The 25,502-nt window shown below is 71.6% G+C and carries 25 protein-coding genes, 1 tRNA gene and 1 pseudogene; 11 read left to right on the top strand and 16 right to left on the bottom strand.

The annotated features are described in order from the left end of the window. Nucleotides 1–10: 10 nt before the first annotated feature. The gene (gene fxsT, locus ACZ5NW_RS13465; protein WP_468743959.1) at nucleotides 11–3,673 is read right to left on the bottom strand and encodes an FxSxx-COOH system tetratricopeptide repeat protein; all 3,663 of its coding nucleotides are present in this window, start codon (nucleotides 3,671–3,673) and stop codon (nucleotides 11–13) included. A gap of 14 nt (nucleotides 3,674–3,687) precedes the next feature. Between fxsT and ACZ5NW_RS13460 the strand changes: the two genes are divergently transcribed. The 9 genes from ACZ5NW_RS13460 (at nucleotide 3,688) to ACZ5NW_RS13420 (ending at nucleotide 13,801) form a co-directional block, all read left to right on the top strand. Then, nucleotides 3,688–3,924, top strand: a complete 237-nt coding sequence (locus ACZ5NW_RS13460; protein ID WP_468743958.1) for a hypothetical protein — start codon at nucleotides 3,688–3,690, stop codon at nucleotides 3,922–3,924. 804 nt (nucleotides 3,925–4,728) lie between these two features. After that, nucleotides 4,729–5,280 (top strand): YciI family protein, encoded by a 552-nt coding sequence (locus ACZ5NW_RS13455; RefSeq protein ID WP_468744482.1) that lies wholly within the window; start codon nucleotides 4,729–4,731, stop codon nucleotides 5,278–5,280. Nucleotides 5,281–5,317: 37 nt separating this feature from the next. Beyond that, nucleotides 5,318–6,193, top strand: a complete 876-nt coding sequence (locus ACZ5NW_RS13450; RefSeq protein ID WP_468743957.1) for a DUF2797 domain-containing protein — start codon at nucleotides 5,318–5,320, stop codon at nucleotides 6,191–6,193. Between the two features lie 79 nt (nucleotides 6,194–6,272). Continuing rightward, nucleotides 6,273–6,662 (top strand): antibiotic biosynthesis monooxygenase family protein, encoded by a 390-nt coding sequence (locus ACZ5NW_RS13445; RefSeq protein WP_468743956.1) that lies wholly within the window; start codon nucleotides 6,273–6,275, stop codon nucleotides 6,660–6,662. A gap of 211 nt (nucleotides 6,663–6,873) precedes the next feature. Then, a complete protein-coding gene (locus ACZ5NW_RS13440; RefSeq protein WP_468743955.1) occupies nucleotides 6,874–7,614 on the top strand; it encodes a response regulator transcription factor in 741 nt (246 codons plus the stop codon). A 221-nt stretch (nucleotides 7,615–7,835) separates the two neighbouring features. Beyond that, nucleotides 7,836–9,467 (top strand): ATP-binding protein, encoded by a 1,632-nt coding sequence (locus ACZ5NW_RS13435; protein ID WP_468744481.1) that lies wholly within the window; start codon nucleotides 7,836–7,838, stop codon nucleotides 9,465–9,467. A gap of 14 nt (nucleotides 9,468–9,481) precedes the next feature. Then, nucleotides 9,482–10,900, top strand: coding sequence for a bifunctional glycosyltransferase family 2/GtrA family protein (locus tag ACZ5NW_RS13430; protein ID WP_468743954.1), 1,419 nt, complete (start codon nucleotides 9,482–9,484; stop codon nucleotides 10,898–10,900). Next, nucleotides 10,897–13,044, top strand: coding sequence for an ArnT family glycosyltransferase (locus ACZ5NW_RS13425; protein ID WP_468743953.1), 2,148 nt, complete (start codon nucleotides 10,897–10,899; stop codon nucleotides 13,042–13,044). The genes ACZ5NW_RS13430 and ACZ5NW_RS13425 overlap by 4 nt, the downstream gene beginning before the upstream one ends. Nucleotides 13,045–13,177: 133 nt before the next feature. Next, nucleotides 13,178–13,801 (top strand): TetR/AcrR family transcriptional regulator, encoded by a 624-nt coding sequence (locus ACZ5NW_RS13420; protein ID WP_468743952.1) that lies wholly within the window; start codon nucleotides 13,178–13,180, stop codon nucleotides 13,799–13,801. A 15-nt stretch (nucleotides 13,802–13,816) separates the two neighbouring features. Here ACZ5NW_RS13420 and ACZ5NW_RS13415 read toward each other — a convergent pair whose 3' ends face one another. The 3 genes and pseudogenes from ACZ5NW_RS13415 to ACZ5NW_RS13405 all read right to left on the bottom strand — a co-directional run bounded on the left by ACZ5NW_RS13415 (nucleotide 13,817) and on the right by ACZ5NW_RS13405 (nucleotide 16,657). Further along, complete coding sequence (locus ACZ5NW_RS13415) at nucleotides 13,817–14,287, bottom strand: PPOX class F420-dependent oxidoreductase (protein WP_468743951.1); 471 nt, start codon at nucleotides 14,285–14,287, stop codon at nucleotides 13,817–13,819. Between the two features lie 170 nt (nucleotides 14,288–14,457). Then, a pseudogene (locus tag ACZ5NW_RS13410) lies at nucleotides 14,458–16,080 on the bottom strand (MDR family MFS transporter); the annotation flags it as partial. Between the two features lie 85 nt (nucleotides 16,081–16,165). Further along, on the bottom strand, nucleotides 16,166–16,657 hold the full coding sequence (locus ACZ5NW_RS13405) for a MarR family winged helix-turn-helix transcriptional regulator (RefSeq protein WP_468743950.1): 492 nt from the start codon (nucleotides 16,655–16,657) through the stop codon (nucleotides 16,166–16,168). A gap of 167 nt (nucleotides 16,658–16,824) precedes the next feature. Between ACZ5NW_RS13405 and ACZ5NW_RS13400 the strand changes: the two genes are divergently transcribed. Continuing rightward, complete coding sequence (locus ACZ5NW_RS13400; protein WP_468743949.1) at nucleotides 16,825–17,025, top strand: hypothetical protein; 201 nt, start codon at nucleotides 16,825–16,827, stop codon at nucleotides 17,023–17,025. A 49-nt stretch (nucleotides 17,026–17,074) separates the two neighbouring features. On the opposite strand, the gene ACZ5NW_RS13395 is transcribed toward ACZ5NW_RS13400, so the two are convergent. From ACZ5NW_RS13395 to ACZ5NW_RS13355, 9 genes are all read right to left on the bottom strand, one after another. After that, the gene (locus ACZ5NW_RS13395) at nucleotides 17,075–17,758 is read right to left on the bottom strand and encodes a hypothetical protein (protein ID WP_468743948.1); all 684 of its coding nucleotides are present in this window, start codon (nucleotides 17,756–17,758) and stop codon (nucleotides 17,075–17,077) included. 604 nt (nucleotides 17,759–18,362) lie between these two features. Beyond that, nucleotides 18,363–19,256: an RNA polymerase sigma factor SigF gene (locus tag ACZ5NW_RS13390; protein ID WP_468743947.1), complete on the bottom strand. Its 894-nt coding sequence runs from the start codon at nucleotides 19,254–19,256 to the stop codon at nucleotides 18,363–18,365. Nucleotides 19,257–19,560: 304 nt separating this feature from the next. Further along, a complete protein-coding gene (locus ACZ5NW_RS13385; protein WP_468743946.1) occupies nucleotides 19,561–20,421 on the bottom strand; it encodes an RNA polymerase sigma factor SigF in 861 nt (286 codons plus the stop codon). A gap of 170 nt (nucleotides 20,422–20,591) precedes the next feature. Then, a complete protein-coding gene (locus tag ACZ5NW_RS13380; protein WP_468743945.1) occupies nucleotides 20,592–20,885 on the bottom strand; it encodes a Dabb family protein in 294 nt (97 codons plus the stop codon). Between the two features lie 9 nt (nucleotides 20,886–20,894). Further along, on the bottom strand, nucleotides 20,895–21,071 hold the full coding sequence (locus ACZ5NW_RS13375; protein ID WP_468743944.1) for a hypothetical protein: 177 nt from the start codon (nucleotides 21,069–21,071) through the stop codon (nucleotides 20,895–20,897). Between the two features lie 381 nt (nucleotides 21,072–21,452). Further along, a tRNA-Ser gene (locus ACZ5NW_RS13370) sits at nucleotides 21,453–21,537 on the bottom strand. Nucleotides 21,538–21,582: 45 nt separating this feature from the next. Further along, a complete protein-coding gene (tadA, locus tag ACZ5NW_RS13365; RefSeq protein ID WP_468743943.1) occupies nucleotides 21,583–22,014 on the bottom strand; it encodes a tRNA adenosine(34) deaminase TadA in 432 nt (143 codons plus the stop codon). A gap of 59 nt (nucleotides 22,015–22,073) precedes the next feature. Beyond that, nucleotides 22,074–22,604 (bottom strand): tRNA adenosine deaminase-associated protein, encoded by a 531-nt coding sequence (locus ACZ5NW_RS13360; RefSeq protein WP_468744480.1) that lies wholly within the window; start codon nucleotides 22,602–22,604, stop codon nucleotides 22,074–22,076. A gap of 371 nt (nucleotides 22,605–22,975) precedes the next feature. Beyond that, nucleotides 22,976–23,149, bottom strand: a complete 174-nt coding sequence (locus ACZ5NW_RS13355; protein ID WP_468743942.1) for a hypothetical protein — start codon at nucleotides 23,147–23,149, stop codon at nucleotides 22,976–22,978. 172 nt (nucleotides 23,150–23,321) lie between these two features. Between ACZ5NW_RS13355 and upp the strand changes: the two genes are divergently transcribed. Next, nucleotides 23,322–23,957 carry a uracil phosphoribosyltransferase gene (upp, locus tag ACZ5NW_RS13350; protein ID WP_468743941.1) on the top strand — a complete coding sequence of 212 codons (636 nt, stop codon included), beginning with the start codon at nucleotides 23,322–23,324 and terminating at the stop codon, nucleotides 23,955–23,957. 52 nt (nucleotides 23,958–24,009) lie between these two features. On the opposite strand, the gene ACZ5NW_RS13345 is transcribed toward upp, so the two are convergent. The 3 genes from ACZ5NW_RS13345 to ACZ5NW_RS13335 form a co-directional block, all read right to left on the bottom strand. Beyond that, on the bottom strand, nucleotides 24,010–24,645 hold the full coding sequence (locus ACZ5NW_RS13345; protein ID WP_468744479.1) for a LytR C-terminal domain-containing protein: 636 nt from the start codon (nucleotides 24,643–24,645) through the stop codon (nucleotides 24,010–24,012). A 148-nt stretch (nucleotides 24,646–24,793) separates the two neighbouring features. After that, nucleotides 24,794–25,090, bottom strand: a complete 297-nt coding sequence (locus tag ACZ5NW_RS13340; RefSeq protein ID WP_003999914.1) for a type II toxin-antitoxin system VapB family antitoxin — start codon at nucleotides 25,088–25,090, stop codon at nucleotides 24,794–24,796. A 272-nt stretch (nucleotides 25,091–25,362) separates the two neighbouring features. Beyond that, nucleotides 25,363–25,497, bottom strand: coding sequence for a hypothetical protein (locus ACZ5NW_RS13335; protein ID WP_468743940.1), 135 nt, complete (start codon nucleotides 25,495–25,497; stop codon nucleotides 25,363–25,365). Nucleotides 25,498–25,502 lie beyond the last annotated feature (5 nt).

Genomic DNA, 25,502 nt, shown 5'->3' with positions numbered 1-25,502 from the left:
CCCGTCAGGGTCAGCCCAGGTCCGGTTCGAAGTCCCAGTAGGGGCGTTCCCGTGAGCGGGCCGACATGGTGTGCGGGTGCTGGGTGCCCAGCGTGCGGGTGAGGGCGCGCAGCGCGTCGTGCTCCAGCTGGTCGGCCGTCGCCTGCTCCCGCGCGATGCGGAGATCGTCGGCGAGTGCCACCTGGGACGACAGCGTGAGCGGATGGTCGGCGCCGAGGACGGGCCGGGTTCGGCGCAGGGTGTCGCGGCTCAGCTCGACGGCGTCCTCGACATGGCCGGTGAAGTTCCGCGCGCTCGCCGTGTTCAGGGCGCAGCCCAGGGTCACGGGGTGGTCGGGTCCCAGGGTGGCGGTGAGACCGGCCAGCGCGGCCTCGAACATCGCCAGGGCCTCCGCGCGTTCACCGGCGGCCAGCATGACGAGACCCTTGCTGGAGAGCATGCCGGTGGCGACGGGGTGGGCGGGGCCGAGGAGAGCCCGGTAGCCGGACTCCGCCTCGTCGATCAGGTCCCGCGCCTTGGCCAGGTCGCCGTGTTCGCGCAGGTGGTTGCCGTAGTGGGTGAGGACGGCCAGGGTGCGGTGGTGCTCCCGGCCGTGCACGGCCGTCACCTGTGCCAGGAGTACGGCCATCAGGGTCCCGACGTCGTGCGGTTCGCTGCCCTCGTGCCGACGGGCCATGACCAACTGGGCGCGCGCCTCCAGGGCCTGCGGATGCTCGGGCCCGAGCGCCTGGGTGTGGAGCCGGACCACCGGCTCCTGACGGGCGACCGCCTCGCGGTAGCGGCCGAGGAGCCGCAGGTTGTGCGCGACGGCGTTGCCCGAGCCGAGCGTGTCGATGTGCCGGGCGCCCAAGAGGCCCGCGCGCTGCCTGAGGGTGTCCAGGGCGACCTCGTACGCCTGTGGGTATCTGCCCAGCAGGCGCCAGCCCGTGGCGAGATGGTGCTGGACGGTCAGCATCGAGGGCGTACCCGGGCCCCGCAACAGGCCCATCCCGCTGACGACTTGCTGCTGGAGCTCGTGCGCCTCCGCGTACCGTCCGAGGTGGCGAAGGCTGTCGGCCAGGGCGGCCATGGTGCTCACCTCGCCGAGATGGCCGCGGTGGGGTGTGTCCTGCACCTTCTTGAGGAGGGCGAGGCTCATTTCTTGCGCCTCACGGAATCTGCCGTCGGCCCGCAGCAGGGCGCTCTCCACATCGGCGAGTTCGACCAGGGGCTGGGCCAGCGGGCCCATGAGCGTGGACCAGCGGTCGCGGACCGGCCGGGCCAGGGCGATCCCGCCCCGGTGGTCCCCGCTGAACAGGCAGTACCGCAGGGCGTTCAGGACCGCCTTCTGCACCCGGCCGCGTGTGCTGCCCAGCGCCCGGGAGGGTTCGAGGTGCGGGAGCAGTTCCGCGTACCGGGGCCAGGTCCGGCTGTCCGCCGGGTCGCCGGGGTCGGCCTCGGCGAGCAGGGTGCGGACGATCCAGCGGTGCCGGTCGCGGGTCTCCTCGGCGGTCAGCCTGGTCACGATGTCGTGGACCAGACGGTGCATGTGGACGGCCCCGCCGTACGGGCCCGCGTCGGTGGTCTCGCGGGTGATCACCGAGTGGTTGACAAGGGTGTCCAGGGCCCGGTTCCAGGCCGGCTCGTCGTGGGCCATCCAGCGCAGGTCCTCGGGCAGTTCGACCGGGAAGGTGTGCAGCAGACCGAGGGGGATGCGGCCGGGCGCGAAGGCCGTGCACAGGCTGAGGACGTCGAGGGCCCCCGGATGCGCGGTGCGGAGCCGGTTGAGGAGGATCGACCAGGAGGTCAGGGAGGACCGCGAGAGGCCGTCGTCGATGGCCGGGTCGTCGGGGGAGAGACTGCGCTCCCGCACCCTCCGCAGGTATGCGGAGGCGTCGGCCCGGGATTCGCCGAGCCACGAGGCGGCCTGTACGAGCGGCAGGGGTACGTCACCGCATTCGGCGGCGATCAGCTCGGCGTCCTCCGCGGTGAGCTGGGGTGCGCGCCGCATCAGACAGCCGGTGGACTCCGCGCGGAGGAAGGCGGGGACGTCCAGGCGCTGCGTGTGCTCGTCCCAGGCCCGGTTGCGGGAGGTGATCAGGACGTGCCCCGGGCCCTGCGGGAGCAGCCCACCGGCCTGATCGGTGTCCTCCCAGCCGTCGAGGATCAGCAGCCAGTTCGCGTGGGGCTCGCCGCGACGCAGGGCCTCGCGCACGGCCCGGATGCGTTCGCCGGGTTCGTAGCCGACGCCCAGCCCCAGCTCGACGGCCAGTTCATCGAGGCGTTCGCGCAGGGTGACGCGGTCGGCGGCGTCGACCCACCACACCACGTCGTAGTCCGTGCTGAAGCGGTACGCGTACTCGGCCGCCAGCTGCGTCTTGCCGATGCCGGACATGCCGACGAGGGCGCAGGCGGCGGCTTCGGGCCCGGCGTCGGCGAGAGTCCGGTGGATCTCGTCGAGAAGGTCGTCGCGTCCGGTGAAGCGCGGGTTGCGGCGGGGAACCCCGCTCCAGATCGCGGGCCGGGTGTTCGGGTGGCGGACCGGGCCGGGCGTGAACGGCGAGCGGCGGGGGCCCAGCCGGAGCCGGTTCAGCAGGTGGTCCTCCGCCGCGTTCTCGGTCAGCCCCCACAGACTGGCCGGCTCCAGTACGGCGGTCGCGGGCGGCAGCGGGCGGTTGGTCAGGTTGACCGCGGCGAAACGGTCCGCGTGGGCGGCGACGAAGCCGCGCAGGACGGTGTCCCACTCGCCGGCGCGACGGGGGCCGAGCTCGAAGAACCGGTCGCTGAGGACGAGGAGGACGCGGCCTCGCGTGAGGAGCAGGTCGCGGAGCGAGTCCTCCAGGGGGACCTCACGTGCCGGATCCCAGCGCTGGAGGCTGACCCGGTGACCACGCCGTTCCAGGCACTGGCCGATCCAGGCGGCCCAGGACCGGTCGACCCCCGGAAAGACGATCACGAAGCTCGCCGGGACGCCGGTGGGGTCGGGGTCGGTGGGGGTGTCACGGGCGGCGGCGGCCTGAACCGCGAGGAATTCCCTCTGGCTACGTATGGGGACGACGCGGGTCCATGGAGGTGCGGGGTCAACGGCTTCCTCGGCCACCGCGGGGCCCCTCGCGGCGTCGGCCGTACGAAGCATGTCGCCGTCCGATGCAAGCAGCCCGTCGCCTTCCGTGGCCGTGCGCTGCTCCTCGGCGTCCGCCGTACGCAGTGCTTCGCCTTCCGGTGCCGTGTCGTGTTCGTAGGCGTCGGTTTCCGCGCGGCGCCTCTCCAGCTCTGTTTCCGCCGCGCGGAGCCAGTCGCCCTGCATCGCCGCGCGGAGCCGTTCGTTGTGCGTCGCCGGGGCGCTGATCTCGGCCTCTGTCGCCGCGCGGCGGTTCTCGATCTTCGCCTCTGCCTCTGCCGCCGCCTTGCGGAGCCAGTCGTCCTGCATCGCCGCGATGCGCTGTTCGACCTCGGCCTCCGCCGCGCGGAACCTCTCGGTCTCCAGTGCCGCGCGCTGCCTCTCGGCCTCCGCCTCCGCTCGCTGGGCCTCGGCCCGCTCCGCCGCCCGCTCGGCCTCCAGCCGTGCCGCCGTCGCCTCGTTCGCGGCCGCGCGGAGTACCTCCATCTCCTCGCGCAGGGCGTCCAGTTCGGTCTGCTGTCTGTCCCGCTGTTCCTCGGCCCGCTGCCGCTCGCGGCGCTCCTCCTCGGCCACCGCGAGTCCGCCGCGTGGAGTTCGTGCTCCAGGTCGACGACGCGTTGCTCGGCCTGTGCGACACGCTGTTCGGCCGCTTCCAGCGCCGCTTCCAGGACCGTCACCCGCTCCCGCAACGCGTCCCGCTCGGTGCGGACCCGCTGTTGCTCCCCGCGCAACACCTCCAGCTCGACCCCGGTGGCCCGGTGGTCCGCGACCGCCTGTTCGAGTGCGTTGCGTTCCGCCTCCACCTCCGCGATGCGCTGCCGTGACTCGTGCAGGGCGGTGGCGACCGCGTCGGCCTGGGTCCGGGCGATGTCCTTCTCCCGTACGGCGGCGGCCAGTTGGTCCTCCAGTATCTGCACCGCCCAGGCCCGCCCGTTGGTCGCCTTCAGGGCGGCGCGCTGAAGATCCGTCACGCGTCTGCGCGCCGCCTGGGCCATCGGGAGGCCGAGTTTCCTGCCGACGTCGTCCATCAGCGCGGTGAGGAAGTGGTCCGGCGCGACGGTCCTGCCGCTGAGGTAGCGGCTGACGCTGCTCGCGGTGTAGTGCCGGGTGACGGCGTAACTGCGGACGGAGATCTCCAGCACCAGGAAACAGCGGCGGAGTTCCCTGGCCAGGTCGTGGCACTCCTTCGCGATGTCCTCCGCGATGGGGTGCAGGCCCCTGGCCGTCGCGGACCCGGCTTCGTCGAGGGGGACCAGCTCGCCCTCGACCGCCTCGCCCGACACCTCCTCGGCCGGGTCCTCGCCGGCGTCACCAGCAGGGGCTCGCTCCTCCACGCCGGCCTCCTCCTGGATGCGCTCCGGCCCTGTCCCACAGCATCCGCAACGCGTAGCGCTTGGCGCAACACCCCCGACTTTCCGGAGAGTTGACGCATCGGCTCGCTCAGCTCCGAAAGGACACGGCCATGAACCGCAAGCACATCCTCAAGGCGGCGCTCACCCTGCTGGGCGCGGCGGTCTCCGGCGCGGCGCGGGCTGTCGTGTCGTGGCTTCTGGGGGAGGCGGACTGAAAAAGGAACGCGGGTGCGATCCGTAGTGGTGAAGACTCCCGCCATGGAGTTCAAGGAGTTCATGGAGTTCTTCGTCTATCACCGTGACCGGCCGGATTCCGTCGCCCTGCGCGACGAGTTGCTGGAGGAGCACTGGTCCTACATGGACCGGTACGCGAAGGAGCTCATCGCCCGGGGGCCGACGTTCGCCGCCGACGGCGAGACGCCCTCGGGGAGCGTGCACATCGTCGGGCTGCCCGACCCCGCCGCCGCCCGCGCGTTCGCCTTCGACGAGCCCAACTACCAGGCCGGCGTGTACCGGGACGTGCTGCTGCGGCGGTGGCGGAACCTGCTCGGGCGGACCATGTGGGACTTCCCCGGCGGGGTCGGCGACGGCAGCCGGTTCCTGGTGATCGGCCTCGGGACGGGCGAGGCCGCCGACCTCGACGTGCCCTCCGGCCGCGACGACGACCTGATCGCCTACGGGCCGCTGCTCTCCGACGACGGCTCCGCCTGGCTGGGCACGGCCGCGCTGGTCCGCGCGGCCGACGCGGAGACGGCCCGCGCCCTCCTCACGCCGGGGCGCTACGCCGACATCGAGGTCCACGACTGGGAGCCCGGCGGCCGCCGCTGAAGGCCACTGTCAGTGGTCGCGTCTACGCTCGGAGGCGATGGCACAGGCATGGAAGTGCACGGGGCTGCGGTGGTCGGCGGGGCGGCCCGTGCTGGCGTGGGACCGGGGGCGCCGCAGCCCGCTGGACTGGGGCAAGCGGGTCGCCTTCGGCGTGGAGGGGGAGGTCAGGAGCTGCGTGGGTGCGCGCGGGCACCCCTGCCCGCTCGGCGCGTCCGTCTCCGCCCGCAGTACCGGCGCCCGGTGCGAGGAGTGCGCGCGCCTCGACCGGGCGCATTCCGTCGCCGCCGACACGCTCGCCGGCGACCCACGGCCGTACCACGTGTATCTCGCCTGGTTCGGCCCCGGCCTGACCAAGGTCGGCATCACCGCCCTGGAGCGGGGCTCCGCCCGGCTGCTGGAGCAGGGCGCCGTCTGCTTCACCTGGCTCGGGAGCGGTCCGCTCATGGCCGCGCGCCGCACCGAGGAACTGCTGCGCGCCGCCCTCCGCGTCCCCGACCGCATCCCCTACGGCGAGAAGCGAGCCGTACGGGCCGCGCTGCCGCCCACCGAGGCCGAGCGGACGGCCGAGATCGCCGAACTGCACGCCCGGGCCGTCGCCCTCACCGGATGGCCCGAGTCGCTCACCCCCGAGCCCTTCCAACCCGTGGATCACATGGCGGCGTTCGGGCTCGACCGGGCCCCGGCCGCGACCGCCGAGGTGACCGAACTGGTCGCCGGGGGCGCGCTCGCCGGAGAGCTGGTGGCCGCCGCCGGGCCGGACCTGCACCTCGCGACCGCCGACGGGACGGTCGTCGTCCTCGACACCCGCCTGATGACGGGATGGGGGATCGCCCCGGCGGGGAGCGGTGAAATCGCCCTGCCCGTGCGGCAGTTCAGACAGCCTTCCGCTCATGCGCAGGACGAGCTGTTCTGAGTAAAGCCTTGGATCCCGTATGGATCCCTTTCCGTAAGGAGCCTGGACCGCCCGTCCGTCCCCGGCCATCGTGGACGACATGAGTGATCAGCCCGTTACCCCTGTCACCGTCCCCGTCGCCACCCCTGCCGTCGCCCCTGTCCCCGCCCACGAACCCCCGTACTACGCCGTCGTCTTCACCTCCACCCGCACCCCCGACCAGTCCGGGTACGCCGAAGCCGCCACCCGGCTCGGCGAGTTGGTGAAGGACGTCCCCGGGTTCCTCGGCGAGGACTCCGCCGGCACCCCCGGCGGCCTCGCCATCACGATCGCCTACTTCCGGGATCTCGCCGGCATCGACCAGTGGCGGCGCGACGCCGAACACCGGGCCGCGAAGGAGCAGGGCCGGGAGCAGTGGTACGAGCGGTACTCCCTGCACATCGCCCGGGTCGAGCGGAGCCACAGCTTCCAGCGATCGGAGGCCCCGTAACCCCGGTATCCCCTAGGGCCTGTCCGGCGGATCATGCCGCAGACGCGGGGCCTGGGCTGACGGGGCGCCGTCACTGTCCTGCGACCTGATCCGCCGGACAGGCCCTAGCCCCCGCTTCCCAGGAGCCGCCTGAGAGCGGCCTGTGAGTTTCTCAGGGAAATCACAGACAGGGGAAAGCGGGTTCTCAGAGGACCCCGACAAGGTGTCCGGCATGACCACGACCTCGCCCCAGGGGCGCACCGAACTGCTGAGGCCGGACGGGAGCCCCGTCCGCGTGCTTGTGGTGGACGACGAGCAGTCGATCACCGAGCTGCTGTCCATGGCCCTGCGCTACGAAGGATGGCAGATCCGCAGCGCGGCGGACGGCACCGGTGCCCTCCAGACCGCGCGCGAGTTCCGGCCCGACGCGGTCATCCTGGACATGATGCTGCCCGACATGGACGGGCTGACCGTCCTCGGCCGGCTCCGCCGCGAGCTGCCGGACGTGCCCGTCCTGTTCCTCACCGCCAAGGACGCCGTCGAGGACCGTATCGCCGGCCTCACCGCGGGCGGCGACGACTACGTCACCAAGCCGTTCAGCCTGGAGGAGGTCGTCGCCCGCCTGCGCGGTCTGATCCGCCGCTCCGGGGCCACCGACCGCCGCTCCGACTCCGTCCTGGTCGTCGGCGACCTCACCCTGGACGAGGACAGCCACGAGGTCTCCCGGGCCGGTGACCACATCCACCTCACCGCCACGGAGTTCGAGCTGTTGCGCTTCCTGATGCGCAACCCCCGGCGGGTGCTCAGCAAGGCCCAGATCCTGGACCGCGTGTGGTCGTACGACTTCGGCGGCCAGGCCAACGTCGTCGAGCTCTACATCTCGTACCTGCGCCGCAAGATCGACGCCGGACGGGAGCCGATGATCCACACCCGGCGCGGCGCCGGCTACCTGATCAAGCCCGCCGCCTCGTGAGCGGGCGGCGACGGCCGAGGGTCTTTCTTTCGGATCTGGCCGGCTCCGAGCGACGGCTCCTTCCTGTCGGCGCGAGCGGGGTCTGGTGCGTGCAGCTGCAAGGCGGAGGAGGGCGGCGACGCGATGGGGGTCCCCCCGCGCGAGCGAAGCCGAGCGTGGGGGAGTCGGCAACCGACGACAACGCCGCAGATGGGCGTGCCAGACCCCGCGACCCCGGCAAGATCCGAAAGAGAGGCCCTGGGACGCAGCGGAGGCCGAAGCGGCGAGCCGGTCAGCCGCGTACCCTGCGGACCCGGCTCGTCGTCGCGTCGGTGACGCTGATCGCGGTGGTGTGCGCGGTGATCGGCACGGTCACCACGCTCGCCCTGCGATCGCATCTGTACGACCAGCTGAACGAGTCGCTGAAGGAGGTCGCCATGCGCGCCGCCGGCGGGGTCGTCCCGCCCGGCAAGGACAGCGCCCGGCTCCTCCAGCAGGACAAGGCCTCTGAGCCGACCGACCTCACCGAGTTCGTCACCCGGGGCCCGCAGCCCAGCGGCAGCACCCTGATCGCCAGGGTCGAGAACGGCTCGATCAGCAGCGGCAAGGTCGGAGAGAAGTCGAAGAACGGCAACGGCTACCCCGACATGAGCGCCAGGAGCCTCACCGAGCCCCAGATCGAGGTGCTCGGCCAGGTCGCCCAGGACCAGAAGCCGCACACCGTCGACCTGCCCGGCCTCGGCACCTACCGGGTCCGGTACGTCGACGGCAACAGGGGGACGTACTACGTCGCCATCCCCACCGAGGAAGCCGACTCCACGATCACCACCCTGATCATCGTCGAGGTCAGCGTCACCGCCGCCGGCCTCATCGCCGCCTCCCTGGCCGGCACGGTGATCGTCGGTGTCGCGACCCGCCCGCTGCGCAAGGTCGCGGCCACCGCCACCCGGGTCTCCGAGCTGCCCCTGCACACCGGCGAGGTCAACCTCAGCGAGCGCGTCCCCGAGTCCGAGTGCGACCCGCACACCGAGGTCGGCCGGGTCGGCTCCGCGCTGAACCGCATGCTCGACCACGTCCACGGCGCCCTGCACGCCCGCCAGCAGAGCGAGACGCGGGTACGGCAGTTCGTCGCCGACGCCAGTCACGAGCTGCGCACGCCCCTCGCGTCGATCCGCGGGTACGCCGAGCTGACCCGGCGCGGCAGGGAACAGGTCGGCCCCGACACCCGGCACGCCCTCGGCCGTATCGAGTCCGAGGCGGGCCGGATGACGCTGCTCGTCGAGGACCTCCTGCTGCTGGCCAGGCTCGACGCCGGACGGCCGCTCCAGTTCGAGCAGACCGACCTCGTCCCGCTCGTCGTCGACACCATCAGCGACGCCCGCGCGGCCGGACGCGACCACGTCTGGCGCCTTGAGCTGCCCGACGAGCCCGCCCTGGTCTCCGCCGACGCGGCCCGCCTGCAACAGGTCCTCGTCAACCTTCTCGGCAACGCCCGCACCCACACACCGCCCGGGACGACCGTCACCGCGCGCGTGCGGCGCCAGGGGCCATGGCTGTGCGTGGACATCGAGGACAACGGCCAGGGCATCCCGCCGGACCTGCTCCCGCACGTCTTCGAACGGTTCGCCCGCGGCGACTCCGCGCGCTCCCGCGCCACCGGCTCGACCGGCCTCGGCCTCGCCATCGTGCAGGCCGTGACGACCGCGCACGGCGGCGCCGTCACCGTCGACAGCGCGCCCGGCCGGACCGTGTTCACGGTGCATCTGCCCGCGCTCGCCCAGGCCGCCTTCCCTCTGCCCGCGCCCGAAACGAACCGGCAACCGGACTCACAGGCACAGCACAGTGCCGCCACATGGGTGCGACAGGGCGCTTGACGAGAGTCGACGCCATGCGAACCGACTCTTCAGCCGGCCTCATGCCGGCCCCGTCGCCCGGCCTCGCGGCCGCCTCCTCTCCCGGCACCCTGCCGGCGCGGGAGCATCTCCCGGCCGCGGTCGCCGGGACGCCCGTCCTGGACGTGGTGGTCCCCGTCCACAACGAGGAGAAGGACCTCCGGCCGTGCGTCGAGCGACTGCACGAGCACCTCGCCCGCACCTTCCCGTACCCGTTCCGCATCTCGGTCGCCGACAACGCGTCGACCGACTCCACCCCGGACGTGGCGCGGCGGCTCGCGGAGCGGCTGCCGGAGGTCACGTCCTTCCGGCTGGAGCAGAAGGGCCGCGGACGTGCGCTGCGGACCGTCTGGTCGGCCTCGGACGCGCCGATCCTCGCCTATATGGACGTGGACCTGTCCACCGATCTGAACGCGCTGCTGCCGCTGGTGGCGCCGCTGATCTCCGGCCACTCCGACCTGGCGATCGGCTCCCGGCTGGCCCGCAGCTCCCGGGTGGTGCGCGGCGCCAAGCGCGAGTTCATCTCCCGCTCCTACAACCTGATCCTGCGCGGCTCCCTCCAGGCGCGCTTCTCGGACGCACAGTGCGGCTTCAAGGCGATCCGCCGGGACGTCGCCCAGGTTCTGCTCCCTCTGGTGGAAGACACGGGCTGGTTCTTCGACACTGAGATGCTGGTGCTCGCCGAGCGCGCCGGCCTCCGTATCCACGAGGTGCCGGTCGACTGGGTCGACGACCCGGACTCCACGGTGCACATCGTGAGGACGGCGACCGAGGACCTGAAAGGGGTGTGGCGCGTAGGGAAGGCGCTGGCCACCGGTTCGCTTCCGCTGGACCGGCTGACCAGGCCGTTCGGTGACGACCCCCGCGACCGCGAGATCATGGACGTACCCAAGGGACTGGCCCGGCAGCTCGTCGGCTTCTGTGTCGTCGGCGGTCTGTCGACGCTCTTCTACCTGCTGCTCTACAGCGGCTTCCGCCTGTTCAGCGGCTCGCAGGTGGCCAACGCGCTCGCCCTGCTGATCTCCGCGATCGCCAACACCGCCGCCAACCGCCGCCTCACCTTCGGGGTGCGCGGCTCCGGCGGGGCGGTCAAGCACCAGGCGCAGGGCCTCGTCGTCTTCGGCATCGGCCTCGCGCTGACCAGCGGCTCCCTGCTCGCCCTCGACTCGGCGACCGACGACCCCTCGCACGTCACCGAACTGGCGGTCCTGGTCGCCGCCAACCTCGCCGCGACGGTCCTGCGCTTCCTGCTCCTGCGCGTATGGGTCTTCGGCGACCGCAGGGAGGCCACCGCGGAAACGCCGTCCTCCCACGCCACCGACCCCGGCGCCGCACAGCCCTCGTACGGCCCCCTTCCGCAGCGCCCCGTGCAGCACCCGCACGACCACGGCACGGACCAGGGGGACGCCCGATGACCACGCACTACGACCGGCAGACCTGGGGCCCACCCCCCGCCGCCCCGCCTGGGCCCGCCACCGTGGAACCCCGCTCGGGTGAGCCGGAGCAGCCCTTCCTCCGGAGACTGTGGCGCGGGCGCCCCGAGGACCCCGGCTGGGCCCGCCCCGCCTTCCTCGGCCTCCTCCTCACCACCCTCCTCCTCTACCTCTACGACCTCAGCGCCTCCGGCTACGCCAACTCCTTCTACTCGGCCGCCGTGCAGGCCGGCAGCGAGTCCTGGAAGGCGTTCTTCTTCGGCTCGCTGGACGCGGGCAACGCGATCACCGTCGACAAGCCCCCGGCGTCCCTGTGGCCGATGGCGCTGTCGGTGCGGATCTTCGGCCTGAACTCCTGGGCGATCCTCGTCCCCGAGGTGCTGATGGGCGTCGGCACGGTCGCCGTCGTGTACGCCGCCGTCCGCCGCCGCTTCAGCCCGGCCGCCGGTCTGATCGCGGGCGCGGTGCTCGCGCTCACCCCGGTCGCGGCGCTGATGTTCCGGTTCAACAACCCGGACGCGATGCTGGCCCTGCTGATGGCCGTGGCCTGCTACCTCGTCGTCCGGGGCCTGGAGGACGGCCGGACGAAGTGGCTGCTGTGGGCCGGAGCCGCGATCGGCTTCGCGTTCCTCGCCAAGACGCTCCAGGCGTTCCTGATCCTCCCCCCGCTCGCCCTCGTCTACGGCGTCTGCGCGCCCGTGACCCTGAAGAAGCGGCTCGTCCAGCTGGCCGCGGCGACGGGCTCGCTGATCGTCTCCGCCGGCTGGTGGGTCGCGATCGTCGAACTGTGGCCGGCGTCCTCCCGCCCGTACATCGGCGGCTCGCAGAACAACTCCTTCCTGGAGCTGACCTTCGGCTACAACGGCCTCGGCCGGCTCAACGGCGAGGAGACCGGCAGCGTCGGCGGTGGCGGTGGCAACACCGGGCAGTGGGGCGAGACCGGCTGGGATCGGATGTTCAACTCCGAGATCGGCGGCCAGATCTCCTGGCTGCTCCCGGCCGCGCTGATCCTGCTGGTGGCCGGACTGGTCGCCACCCGCAAGGCGCGCAGGACCTCGGTCACCCGCGGCTCGTTCCTGGTCTGGGGCGGCTCGCTGCTGATGACCACGATCGTCTTCAGCTTCATGGCGGGCATCTTCCACCAGTACTACACCGTGGCCCTCGCCCCCTACCTCGCGGCCGTGATCGGCATGGGCGCCGGGCTGCTGTGGGAGAAGCGCGCGGAGACCTGGGCGTCGCTCGCCCTCGCCGCCTCCGTCGTCGCCGCGGCCACATGGTCGTACGTCCTGCTCGACCGCACCCCCGACTACCTGCCCTGGCTGAAGTGGCTGGTCCTCGTCGGCGGCCTGACCGGCGCGCTCGGTCTGATCTTCGCGGGCCGCGTCACGCGCCGGCTCGCCCTCGCCGCGGCGTCCGTGAGCGTGGTGGCGGCGCTGGCGGGACCGACGGCGTACACCATCAGCACCCTCCAGGAGGGCCACACCGGCTCCATCGTCACGGCGGGCCCGGCGGGCGCGTCCAGGATGGGCGGCCGGGGCGGCGGTCCCGGCGGCGGTGGCATGGGCCGCGGCGGCTTCGGCGGCTTCGGCGGCGGGATGCCGGGCCAACAGGGGCAACAGGGCCAACAGGGTCAGCCGGGCCAACAGGGTCAGCCGAGCCAGCCGAATCAGCCGAACGGCAACGGGAACACCCAGGGCCGCCAGGGCCAAGGCTTCCCCGGCGACGGCATGGGCGGAGGCGGCGGTGGCGTCGGCGGCCTGCTGAACGGTGCCGGCGTCTCCGCCGAGGCCAAGAAGCTGCTGGAGACGAACGCCGGCGACCACACCTGGGCGGCGGCCGCGATCGGCGCCCAGAACGCGGCGAGCTACCAGCTGGCCACCGGTGAGCCGGTGATGGCGATCGGCGGCTTCAACGGCACCGACCCGTCCCCGACGCTCGCGCAGTTCCAGCAGTACGTGGCGGACGGCAGGATCCACTACTTCATCGGCGGCGGCACCGGCGGTGGCGGCATGGGCGGCAACTCCGGTACGTCGTCGCAGATCACCGCGTGGGTCGAGGCCAACTTCCAGAAGGTCACGGTCGGTTCGGCGACGTTCTACGACCTGACGCGGAAGGCGAGCGGCTGACGACAGGAGCGACGGTTCGCTGAGCAGAAAGAGGGGGCGGTGGCCACGGCCACCGCCCTCTTTGCGTACTCGTCGACGAGGCCGCCTCGCCCTAGCATCTTTGACCGGTGAGGCCTTCGAAGGAGGTGGGTCCATGGTGGCCGGAGCTCAGCACCCGGCCTCGCGCGGCAGCGTGTGGTTGTCCGGCAAGGCGCGCCGCAGGCGGGCGCAGCCCTCCGGGCTCGACCGGGACCGCATCACCGAGGTCACCGTGCGGCTGCTGGACGCCGAGGGGCTGGACAGGTTCTCCATGCGGCGGCTCGCCGGGGAGCTGAACGTCACCGCGATGTCCGTGTACTGGTACGTGGACACCAAGGACGAACTCCTCGAACTCGCCCTGGACAAGATCTTCGGCGAACTGACCCTGACCGGCCCCGACGACGACACCGCCGACTGGCGCGAGCAGCTGCGCGGGCTCGCCGCCGAGTACCGCGCCCTGCTGGTGCGCCACCCCTGGCTGTCCTCGCTCGTCGGCCGCCACCTCACGATCGGCCCGAACGCCCTCGCCTTCGCGCGCGCGGTGGAGCGGATCGTCCGCCGCACCGGCCTGCCCGAGCACGGCATCAGCGGCGCGATCTCGGCGGTGTACCAGTTCGTGTACGGCTACGGGACGGTCGAGGTCGGTCAGGAGAGCGACGTCGACTTCGCCCTGGATCTCCTGGTGGCAGGGATCGAGGCGATCACGGAACGAAGTGGGACGGCACAGCCCCCCGAGTGATCGGGCGGGCGCCCCTCACTCCTCCGACACGAGCCGAGCCGGAAAACCTCCGGTCGCCACGGGCCCCCACCGCTCGGGCGTGACCCGGATGATCGACTTGCCCTGCTTGACCATGGCGGCGCGGTACTCGTCCCAGTCGGGATGCTCGCCCGCGATGTTCCGGTAGTACTCGACCAACGGCTCCACGGACTCCGGCGCGTCGATGACCTCCGCCGTGCCGTCGATCTGCACCCAGGGCCCGTTCCAGTCGTCGCTGAGCACGATCACGCTGACCCGGTCGTCCCGCTTGGCGTTCCGCGTCTTGGCCCGGTCCGGATAGGTGGAGGCCACGATCCGCCCTGAGTCGTCGACGCCGCAGGTCAGCGGCGAACCCTGGGGTCCGCCGTCGCCGCGCCGGGTCAGCAGGATCGCCCGGTGCCGGGGCCGTACGAAGTCCAGCAACTCGTCCAGGGAGACACGGGTGTTCGTCGCGATGTTCGGTGCCATGGCCTCAGCCTAGGGGCAGTACGTCCTCCCGCACCGCCTGCACCGGTGACCGTCAGCGCACCGCGACGGTCACCGCGCCCGGCACCCGCCCCGACAGGGAGAACTCGCCCTGCTCACCGGTGGTCGGCAGCCGTCACGCCGCCGCCCGTGCCACCGGTGCCGCTCTCGTCGTCGGCCGCGATCGGCTCCTGCGCGTTCTCCTCGCCGTCGGCGGCCACGGGCGCCGCGGGCACCTCGGCCGCCGGCGACGGGGCGGGTGCCCCGGCCTTCTGCTCCGCCGCCTGCGCCAGCGCGCCGGTCGTCCGCAGGGGGACCTCCTTGATGAACAGGGTCACCAGGAAGGCGAGGAAGGCGATCGGGGCCACGTAGAGGAAGATGTCGGCGATGCCGTGGCCGTAGGCGCCCTCCAGCCAGGTGCGGACCGGGGCAGGCAGCAGGTCCATGTCGGGCAGCGCTCCGCTGCCGCTCGCCTTCGCCGCGGCCGCCTGCGTCTGCGGGTCCAGGGAGGTGATGGTCTCCTTGGCGTAGTGCGTGATCCGGGTCGACATCACCGAGCCGAGCGCGGAGACGCCCACCGCACCGCCGAGGGAGCGGAAGAAGGTGACGACCGAGCTGGCGGCGCCGAGCTCGTGCGGGGCGACCTGGTTCTGGGTGGACAGCACCAGGTTCTGCATCATCATGCCGATGCCGAGGCCCATGACCGCCATGAACAGGGCGATCTTCCAGTAGTCGGTGTCGTAGCGCATGGTGCCCAGCAGGCCCAGGCCCGCCGTCAGCAGCACACCGCCCGTGACCAGCCACGCCTTCCACTTGCCGGTCTTGGTGATGATCTGCCCGGAGACGGTGGAGGAGACGAACAGGCCCGCGATCATCGGGATCGTCATGACGCCGGACATCGTCGGGGACTTGTCGCGGGCCAGCTGGAAGTACTGGCTGAAGAAGACCGTGCCGGCGAACATCGCGATGCCGACGAACAGCGACGCCAGCGAGGCGAGCGCGATGGTGCGGTTGCGGAACAGGTACAGCGGGATGATCGGCTCGCTCGCCCTGGTCTCGGTGAAGAGGAAGACGAGGGCCAGCAGCAGGGCCCCGCCGACCATCGTGTACGTCTGCCAGGACAGCCAGTCGTACTTGTCGTCGGCGAACGTCACCCAGATGAGGAGCAGGCTGACGGCGGCGGTGATGAAGAAGGCGCCGGCCCAGTCGACCTTGACCTCGCGCTTGGTCTCGGGCAGGTGCAGGGTCTTCTGGAGCACGAACAGCGCGATGATCGCGAAGGGCACACCGACGTAGAGGCACCAGCGCCAGCCGAGCCAGTCGGTGTCGGTGATGACACCGCCGACCAGCGGACCGCCGACGGTGGCGACGGCGAAGGTGGCGCCCAGGTAGCCGGAGTAACGGCCGCGCTCCCGCGGCGAGATCATCGCGGCCATGATGATCTGGGCGAGCGCGGTGAGACCGCCGGCGCCGAGACCCTGGATGACGCGGGCGCCGATGAGCATGCCGGAGTTCTGCGCGAGACCGGCGACGACCGAGCCGACGATGTAGATGACGAGCGCTATCTGGACGAGCGCCTTCTTGCTGACCAGGTCGGCGAGCTTGCCCCACAGAGGGGTCGAGGCCGTCATGGACAGCAGCGCGGCGGTGACGACCCAGGTGTAGGCGCTCTGGCCACCGCCGAGGTCCTTGATGATCTCGGGGAGGGCGTTGGAGACGATGGTCGAGGACAGGATGGCGGCGAACATGCCGAGCAGCAGCCCGGAGAGCGCCTCCATGATCTGCCGGTGCGACATCGGGGCGTGCCCGGCGGCACCTCCCCCGTGCTTGGCGTGAGCCCGCACACCGGCTGGTGTGGTCGTTGCCATGGGTTTCCTTCTCTTATGTCGTCGCGGGTGTACGGGTGGTGGTCTGTGCGGGGGGCGGTGGCCGGAGGGCCGCTGCCCGGCAGTCGCCGAAGCTGTCCCGCAGCCGGGCCATGAGCCGGGTGAGCTGGGCGACCTCCTCGTCGGTCCAGTCGCTCAGCCGCTCGGCGAGCATCCGGGTCGTACGGCGGGACAGCTCGTCCACCTGGTCCCGGCCGGCCGGGGTGAGGTGCAGGATGCGGCTGCGCTTGTCCGCCGGGTCGGGGGAGCGGTCGATCCAGCCGCGTTCGGCGAGGTGGGTGACATGGCGGCTGGTGACCGACATGTCGACGGCGAGCAGCTCGCTGAGCCTGCTCATGCGCATGGCGCCGTCGCGGTGCAGCAGCGTCAGTACGGCGGCGGAACCGGCGGGACAGTCGGGCGGCAGGGTCCGCCCCACCTCCCGCTTCACGGCACCGAACGCGCTGAACTGCTGGATCAACTCCTCGTACTGCGCCTGCTCGGCCATCTCACTCACCTCCCACATTTCGTTGCTTAGGGCAACCATAAGACCGTTTGGTTGCTGCAGGCAAATAAAAGCGTCTGCGGGGTCGCAAAAAGTTGGCAAAGGCAAGTAGCGGTCTGCCCTGACCCCCGCTTGGGTGGTGCCGGGCGTCTTCGCTAGGGTCTCGGGGCATGGCTAACACCCAGGGCCCCCAGGGCAACTACGACCCCGCCGGCAGCACCCAGATGTTCCGCGCGTTCGTCGACGAGGGCACCCCGCAGGGGTCCCGTCAGCAGGCCGCTCCGGCGTCCGGTCCGCGTATCGGCCTGATCATCGGCATCGTCGCGGCCGTGGCGATCGTCGCGGCGGTCGCTTGGCTGGCGCTGAAGTAACCGGTGGCGGCCGGTGGTTGATGGGGCCGGTCGTTGATGGGGCCGGTCGTCACTTCCAGTCGACGCTCACGTCCCGTGTCTCGATATGCATGCCGAGGGGGACGCGCCAGGACTCCACGCACACGGTCCAGCTCTCCCGTGTTGCCGTACCCGGTGCGATCGGGACGGGCAGGGGCTGTGTCGACCTGATCGTCGCCCAGTCGATGCCGAGCGAGTCGATGATGTGCGTGCCGAAGGCGACCGTGCCCGAAGTCACCGCCGTACCGCCCGAGTTGCGCAGAGGCAGGGTCACGTTCTCGCACCAGCGCCGGTCGGCGGCGGTGCGGACCGGGGTGCCGGCGGTCAGCAGCGGGGGAGCGGGCGTCGGGGTGGCTGAGGGACTCGGCGTGGCCTTGGGCGCCGGGGGCTGCCGGATGCCGTGGGCGGGCGGGGCGATCGTCGCTACCGCCGGTGAGGTGCCGGTCGGCGGTGACACTGACTCCGCCGGGGGATTCGGCTGCCCGGTACGGGAGTCGGCCGTGCCCTTCGGGCCGTCCAGCGGCACCAGCCGCACGTCACCCGTCGGGTGCGTCGCTCCCGGTGTTCTTCCTCCCGCCGCGCCGATCGCGACGTAACCCTCCCTGCCTGTACCGCCGTTCATCGCGTACGCCACCGTCAGCGCCCCCGCGCAGACGGCCGCCGAAGCGGCCAGTGCGGCGCCCCGGCGGCCATGCGTCCAAGTCGGCCGTCGCATCCGGCCAGTGTCACTGACGACCCGTCAGAAAGGAAGCCTCAGGCCCCCGGGCCCACCCGGGCCGCTAGGGCTCCGATTGCGCTCCAAGGCCCCCGCGTCCCAGGCCCCAGGGCTCCGAGAGCGCCCCAAGATCCCGTCCCACCTGGGCCTCCAGGCCACCAGGCCCCCAGGCATTCAGGCCCTCCCGGGCCCCCAGGGCTCCGATTGCGCTCCAAGGCCCCCGGGCCCCACCCAGGCTCTCCCACCCAAGGCCCCAGGGCTCCGACAGCGCCCCACGACCCCCAGGCCCTCCGGGACCCAGGGCTCCGAGAGCGCCCCGCGACCCCAAGGCCCCCGGGCCCCATTGCTCCGAGAGCGCCCCGCGACCCCAAGGCCCCCGGGCCCCATTGCTCCGAGAGCGCCTCAAGACCCCCAGGCCCCCAGGCCCCGCGGCCCAAGGCCCCCAGGCCCCGCGGCCCAAGGCCCCAGGGCCCAAGGTCCCAGGGCTCCGGGAGAACCCCAAGACCCCCGGGCCCCAGGGCTCCGACAGCGCCCCAAGACCTCCAGGCTCCAAGACCTCCAGGCCCCAGGCCCCAGGCAACTCAGGGGGCCCCGGACCGCCGGCTCAGTCGCTGATCAAGCCCTCGCGGAGTTGCGCCAGGGTTCGCGTCAGGAGGCGGGACACGTGCATCTGGGAGATGCCGACCTCCTCGCCGATCTGCGACTGGGTCATGTTGGCGAAGAAGCGCAGCATGATGATGCGGCGCTCGCGCGGCGGCAGCTTGGCCAGGAGCGGCTTCAGGGACTCGCGGTACTCCACGCCCTCCAGCGCGCTGTCCTCGTAGCCGAGGCGGTCGGCCAGGGAGCCCTCGCCGCCGTCGTCCTCGGGGGCCGGGGAGTCGAGCGAGGAGGCGGTGTAGGCGTTGCCCACCGCCAGGCCGTCGACGACGTCCTCCTCGGAGACGCCGAGCACCGCCGCCAGTTCGGTCACCGTCGGGGAGCGGTCCAGCTTCTGCGACAGTTCGTCGCTCGCCTTGGTCAGCGCCAGGCGCAGCTCCTGGAGCCGGCGCGGGACGCGCACCGACCAGGACGTGTCGCGGAAGAAGCGCTTGATCTCACCGACGACGGTAGGCATGGCGAACGTCGGGAATTCCACGCCGCGTTCGCAGTCGAAACGGTCGATCGCCTTGATCAGGCCGATCGTGCCGACCTGGACGATGTCCTCCATCGGCTCGTTGCGGGAGCGGAAGCGGGCCGCGGCGTAGCGCACGAGCGGGAGGTTCAGCTCGATGAGCGTGTCGCGGACGTACGCGCGCTCGGGGCTGTCCTCGTCGAGGGCGGCGAGCCGCAGGAACAGGGAGCGGGACAGGGTGCGGGTGTCGATGGACCCCGAGGTGGTGATCGCCGGGGCCGGCGCGGCCTCGAGGGCCGTGACGTCGTCGAGCACGTCGGGCTCGACGGGCGCGGACTCGCTCTTCGTGAGCGTGAGCACCTTCGAGCTGCCCTGGTCTGCGGACATGCCACCCCCTTTGGGTCGCGGGACGGTCGCGGCGAACGCTCCCTGGAGAGGAACGCCAGCCTTCACCTGAATACCGGAGCCTGAGCCCCGGCAAACGCGCTTCCCGCAGAATGTCACATGTCGGCAACACGCTGTAGTGACATGTCGACATGTGAGTCACGAAACAGCCCTGGAAACAGGGGGTGTGACGGTTTTTCAGCCCAGATTCGCCGGGAAGGGAGCCGCTGAGCGATTCGTTCTCTACGGTGACCCGTCGAGCGTCCGTACGATCCGCTTCCCGCCTACGGCTCGAACCACCGTACGATCACGCGTCGATCCGATTGGCGGAGCGCAACCGCTGGAAGCTGCGCGCCAGAAGCCGCGACACATGCATCTGGGAGACGCCGAGTTCCGCGCTGATCTGGGACTGGGTGAGGTTGCTGTAGTAGCGCAGCAGCAGGATTCGCTGTTCGCGTTCCGGAAGCTGGACCAGCAGATGGCGGACCAGGTCGCGGTGTTCCACCCCGTCCAGCGCCGGGTCCTCGTAGCCGAGGCGGTCCAGGAGGCCGGGCAGTCCGTCGCCCTCCTGGGCGGCCTCCAGGGAGGTCGCGTGGTACGAGCGGCCCGCCTCGATGCAGGACAGGACCTCGTCCTCGCCGATCCGCAGCCGCTCGGCGATCTCCGCGGTCGTCGGGGTGCGTCCGAAGGCGGTGGTGAGGTCCTCCGTCGCGCTGTTGACCTGCACCCACAGCTCGTGCAGCCGACGCGGCACGTGCACCGTACGGACGTTGTCGCGGAAGTAGCGCTTGATCTCGCCGACGACGGTCGGCATCGCGAACGTCGGGAACTGCACGCCCCGGTCCGGGTCGAAGCGGTCGATGGCGTTGATGAGGCCGATCGTGCCGACCTGGACGACGTCCTCCATCGGCTCGTTGCGGGAGCGGAAGCGGGCGGCGGCGTAGCGCACGAGCGGGAGGTTGGCCTCGATGAGCGCCCCCCGCACCCTGTTGTGCTCCGGCGTGCCCGGCTGGAGCTCCTTGAGCTCGGCGAAGAGGACCTGGGTCAGCGCCCGGGTGTCGGCCCCGCGGCTGCGTGGCGCCGGGGCCGGCTCCTGGGGTGGTGCTTGAGGCGCAGTACTGGCCGGCACGGTCAACTCCACCTCGTCGTCGGTCAACTCATCCGTCAAAAGCGGTCATAGCATCACAAGACATGTGCACTGTGTGCAAGCACCGCATAACACCATGTCGGGGGAGAGTTTTGGGTATAGGCGCACGAAAGCCCCCCGCCATTCGGGCGAGGGGCTTCTGCGGCGAGCGGTCGCGGCTCGGTGTGCGCTTGGGTACGCCGGGTGTGCGCTCAGTACGCGTAGTCGGCGATCACCCAGGTGGAGAACTCCTTCCACAGCGCCACGCCCGCCTGGTGCTCGGGGTGCTCGACGTACGTCCGCAGGGCGTCCGCGTCGTCGAACCCGGAGTTGATCGCGAAGTCGTAGGCGATGGGGCGGTCGCTGAGGTTCCAGCCCAGCTCCCAGAACCGGATCTCGGGGATCTTGCCGTCCAGTGCGCGGAAGGCCTCCACGCCCGCCACGACCCGGGGGTCGTCACGCTCGACGCCCTCGTGGAGCTTGAAGAGGACCAGGTGGCGGATCATGGGCACTCCCTACTTGGCCCCGTTGGCCAACCAGGTGAAGAACTCGCCGATGGCCTTCGCGGCGTCCGATATGCCCTCGAACCCTATCTGGACGTAGTCCGCCGCCTTGGCCGGGTCCGTGATGATCACGTACAGCACGAAGACCACGAGTACGTAGACGGCGATCTTCTTGGCATTCACCGCCACCGCGGCCTCCCCTGCGAGTGATGTGCCTCTAGGGCCCCCTGTTGCGGCCGTGAGTGTAGCTCTCACGTCCTACCCGTCATCGTATTTAAGGACCATCGGCTTGAGGGATGGGCCCTTCGGCGCGCCGCAGCACGCGCCGGGGCGCGCAGGATGGAGACGTGGCCGAACGGATCCGGCAGGAGTCCGAGGGTCGCAGGGAACGGACCCTCACTGCGGGGTGCGCGTCACGCTTTCCCCCGTAACGGACGCGCACTTGAGGATCCGCCTCCACGAGAAGGGCCCCGCCGGACCGGCGGGGCCCTTCTGAGTCAGACGGCGGACCGACGCAGGACACGGCAGAAGGGGCGCCCGGTTCATCGAACCGGGCGCCCCTTCTCTCTGCGGTAGCGGAGGGATTTGAACCCTCGGTGACTTGCGCCACACTCGCTTTCGAGGCGAGCTCCTTCGGCCGCTCGGACACGCTACCGAGGGAGACCTTACAGCACGCCCGGACCAGGTTGGAAATCGGTTCTCAGCGGTCGCGGAAGAAGTCCGTGAGGAGGGTCGCGCACTCGGTGGCGAGGACTCCCTCGATCACCTCGGGGCGGTGGTTGAGCCGCCGGTCGCGTATGACGTCCCAGAGCGAGCCGGCCGCGCCGGCCTTGTCGTCGCGCGCGCCGTAGACCACCCGGTCCACCCGGGACTGCACGATCGCGCCCGCGCACATGGTGCACGGCTCCAGGGTGACCACCAGCGTGCAGCCGGTCAGCCGCCACTCCCCGAGGCGCTCGGCCGCCCGCCGCACGGCGAGCACCTCCGCGTGGGCGGTGGGGTCGCCGGTGGCCTCGCGCTCGTTGTGACCCGCGGCCAGCACGGTCTCGCCGTCGGCGGCCAGCACGACGGCGCCGACGGGAACGTCCCCGCCCCGGACGGCCAGCCGGGCCTCGTCCAGGGCGAGCCGCATCGCGGCCCGCCAGCGGTCGCGTACGGGGTCGGGTGCCCGGCCCCCGTCGATGGGTGCGGTCAGCGGACGGTCTCCAGGACCTCCGAGGCGCCCAGCACCTCGGCGATCTCGGCGAGCGCGTCCTCCGACAGCGACTTCAGCTCCTTCTCGCCGATGCCGAGGTCGTCGAGGATGCCCGCGTCGCCGACCGGGCCGTGCGGCACGGCCTCGGCGGAGCCGCCGTCAACGGCGTCCTCGTCGTCCTCGTCCTCGCCGTCCTCGGTGCCGTCGAGGTCGAGGGCGTCCAGGTCGTTGTCGTCGGCCGGGTCCCGGCCGAGCAGTTCGTCGGTGAGCAGGAGCTCGCCGTACGAGCTGCGGGCGGCGGCAGCGGCATCGGAGACGTAGACGCGTGGGTCTTCCTCACCGTCCACACGGACGATGCCGAACCACGAGTCCTCCTGCTCGATGAAGACGAGAACCGTGTCGTCGTCGTCGCCGGAGGACTCCCGGGCCAGGTCGGCGAGATCCGACAGGGTTTCCACATCGTCGAGCTCTGTGTCGCTCGCTTCCCACCCGTCTTCGGTGCGCGCGAGCAGTGCGGCGAAGTACACCGTGACTCTCCCACTGGTCATAGGCGTGCCGGTTGGGGGTCCCCCCGGCGGAGGTCGCGGGCGGAGAGAGCTCAGGCTCCGAGCCCCACCCACTCGGAATCGTGGCAGAAACAAGGCGTTCAGGGGACGTCTTCGGCTCCCTGTGTCTGGCACTTTTGATCGCTTGTCCGCGCGCATCCGGGTGGCACCCGGGTGACACGTGCGCAAGCGACCTCACCAGCGCACTCGTTGCCGCCAACAGCGGATCGTACGCGGCTTTCCAACGCGTCCACGCACGGCCCACCCCCGGGCGGCCGCCACGTATGTGATCTTCCCGGTACGTTCCCGGCGCGTTCGCGGCGGCTTCGGGTACGGGGCCAACTCCCGTTCCGCTACCAGCGGAAGGTGCGCATGCGCATCGCGTGCCGCAGCCGGGCGGCCTTCGCGCGGCGCGGCTGGACGCGGTCGCGCAGAGCCCGGGCCTCGGCGAGGTCCCGCAGGAACTGCGCTCGCCGGCGGCGCCGCTCGGCGTCGCTCTCGGTGGTCCGTTCTGGCAGATCGGGCATAGGCACACCTCCCCGCTCCGGGACGCGGTTCACCGCCCCTTCCCGTCCTTCCCACTTTCCCCCGGTCGGTGGGTTTGACGCCAGCAATCGGACCAATACGGGGCCTGAGGTTCGCGCAGCGTGAGGGTGTGCGGCCCGACGGTGCCCACCCCGCCCGGTTAATGTTGTGGACATGCGTCTCCACGTCGTCGACCACCCCCTGGTCGCCCACAAGCTCACCACGCTGCGCGACCAGCGCACGGACTCCGCGACCTTCCGCCGGCTCGCCGACGAACTGGTCACCCTGCTCGCCTACGAGGCCACGCGCGACGTGCGCACCGAAGCGGTCGACATCACGACCCCGGTCACCGCCACCACCGGCGTCAAGCTCTCCCACCCCCGCCCGCTGGTCGTGCCGATCCTGCGGGCCGGCCTCGGCATGCTGGACGGCATGGTCCGCCTGCTGCCGACCGCCGAGGTGGGCTTCCTGGGCATGATCCGCAACGAGGAGACGCTCGAGGCGTCCACGTACGCCTCCCGCATGCCGGAGGACCTCTCCGGCCGCCAGGTGTACGTCCTGGACCCGATGCTGGCCACCGGCGGCACGCTCGTCGCGGCGATCCGCGAGCTGATCAAGCGCGGCGCGGACGACGTCACCGCGGTGGTCCTCCTCGCCGCCCCCGAGGGCGTCGAGGTGATGGAGCGCGAGCTGGCGGGCACGCCGGTGACCGTGGTGACGGCGGCCGTCGACGACCACCTCAACGAGCACGGCTACATCGTGCCGGGGCTGGGAGACGCGGGCGACCGCCTGTACGGCGCGGCGGAGTAGCGAGGCCGAAGGCCACCGCGCCCGAGCACGACCGCGCCCCCGGCGGAGCCCCTCAGCAGCCCTTCTTGACGGCCGGCGCCGGCTTGGGCGCGGTCAGTGCGGCCAGTGCCTTGTCGGCCTCCGCCTTCGAACTCAGCGTCTTGAAGCCGTTGCCGATGATCAGGTCGAGGGCGGCGTCCTCGCGGGCCGCGTCGGTGCGTCGCTGCGCGCCGGCGAGCTGGGTGCCGAGCACCGGGAGCGAGGTGTTCAGGGCGGACGCGGGGCCGAGGAGTATCCCGGTCCCGGTGACCTTCTTGTCGTACTCCTTGGGCGCGTTCCCGACCTCGCCGATGGCGAAGCCCCGCTTCTTCAGCTCGTCGGCGGTGGTCTTCGCGAGCCCGGACCGGGTGGTGGCGTTGAAGACGTTCACGGTGATCTGCCCGGGCTTGGGCAGCTTGACGGCGGCGGTCGGCGCTGCGGCCGTACGTGTCCCGGCCGTCGTCCTCGCCGTCCCGCAGTCCGCCGTGGAACCGGCCGCAGAAGCGGTCCCGTTGTTCCCGGTGAAGACGTCGATGAGCTGCAGAGTTCCCCAGCCGGCCACGCCGAGTACGGTACCGCCGGCGACCACGAGAGCCACCATCCGCCCGCGCCGCCGGGGCGGGCGCATCCGCGGGTACTTGTCCCCCGTGATCCGGTACTGGCCGCCCATGCCGGGGGGAGTCAGCATGCTCATGGGCGCAGCGTAGTGCGCCGGGGCGGCCGTGCCTACTAGATGATCATTCGACACCGCTCAGGTGAACCCGAAAGGGCCAAGCGCCCTGACTGCGGGTGGCGGGGCGGCGGTCGGACGCGGCGGGTCAGTCCAGTTCGAGCACGCGCGCGTGGAGCACCTGGCGCTGCTGGAGCGCGGCACGGACCGCGCGGTGCAGTCCGTCCTCCAGGTACAGGTCGCCCTGCCACTTCACGACGTGGGCGAAGAGGTCGCCGTAGAAGGTCGAGTCCTCGGCCAGGAGCGTCTCCAGGTCGAGTTGCCCCTTCGTCGTCACCAGCTGATCGAGGCGGACCGGGCGCGGTGCGACGTCCGCCCACTGCCGGGTGCTTTCCCGGCCGTGGTCGGGGTACGGCCGGCCGTTTCCGATGCGCTTGAAGATCACACGGAAAGCCTACCGGCCCAGACGTTCCGGGCGCAGCCATGGCGACGGAGTGCGACGCCGGAAATACCGCCCTGAACTGGTGTGAACAGGAAACAAACGGGGTCCCGAGGCGCTCCCGGAGCCCACCGTCGGGACCGCCCGGCTGTTCCCCCGGAAGAAGCCCGACGTGTTCTTCGTCACCCGGCTGTCACCCGCTGTCACCCGGCTCCCCGGTGGGGACGGCGCGGTCCGGCGGAGGTGGTGGGGGCCGCCTCCGCCGGGGCGCCTAACGCTCAGCGCGTCTGTGGCTTTCGCGGCGTCTCCGGCCGTTGCGGCGGGGGTGGTGTCTTCCCCTCCGCCTTCGGCGCGCTGCGCGCGGCCTCGGCGCGCACCAGGGCGCGCAGGACCGCGTACGGGTCTGAGGGCATGGCTG

This window comes from Streptomyces sp. NPDC032126 (assembly GCF_055580085.1).
The sequence above is the reverse complement of the archived record's forward strand: the minus strand, read 5'-3'. Positions and strand labels throughout refer to the sequence as shown.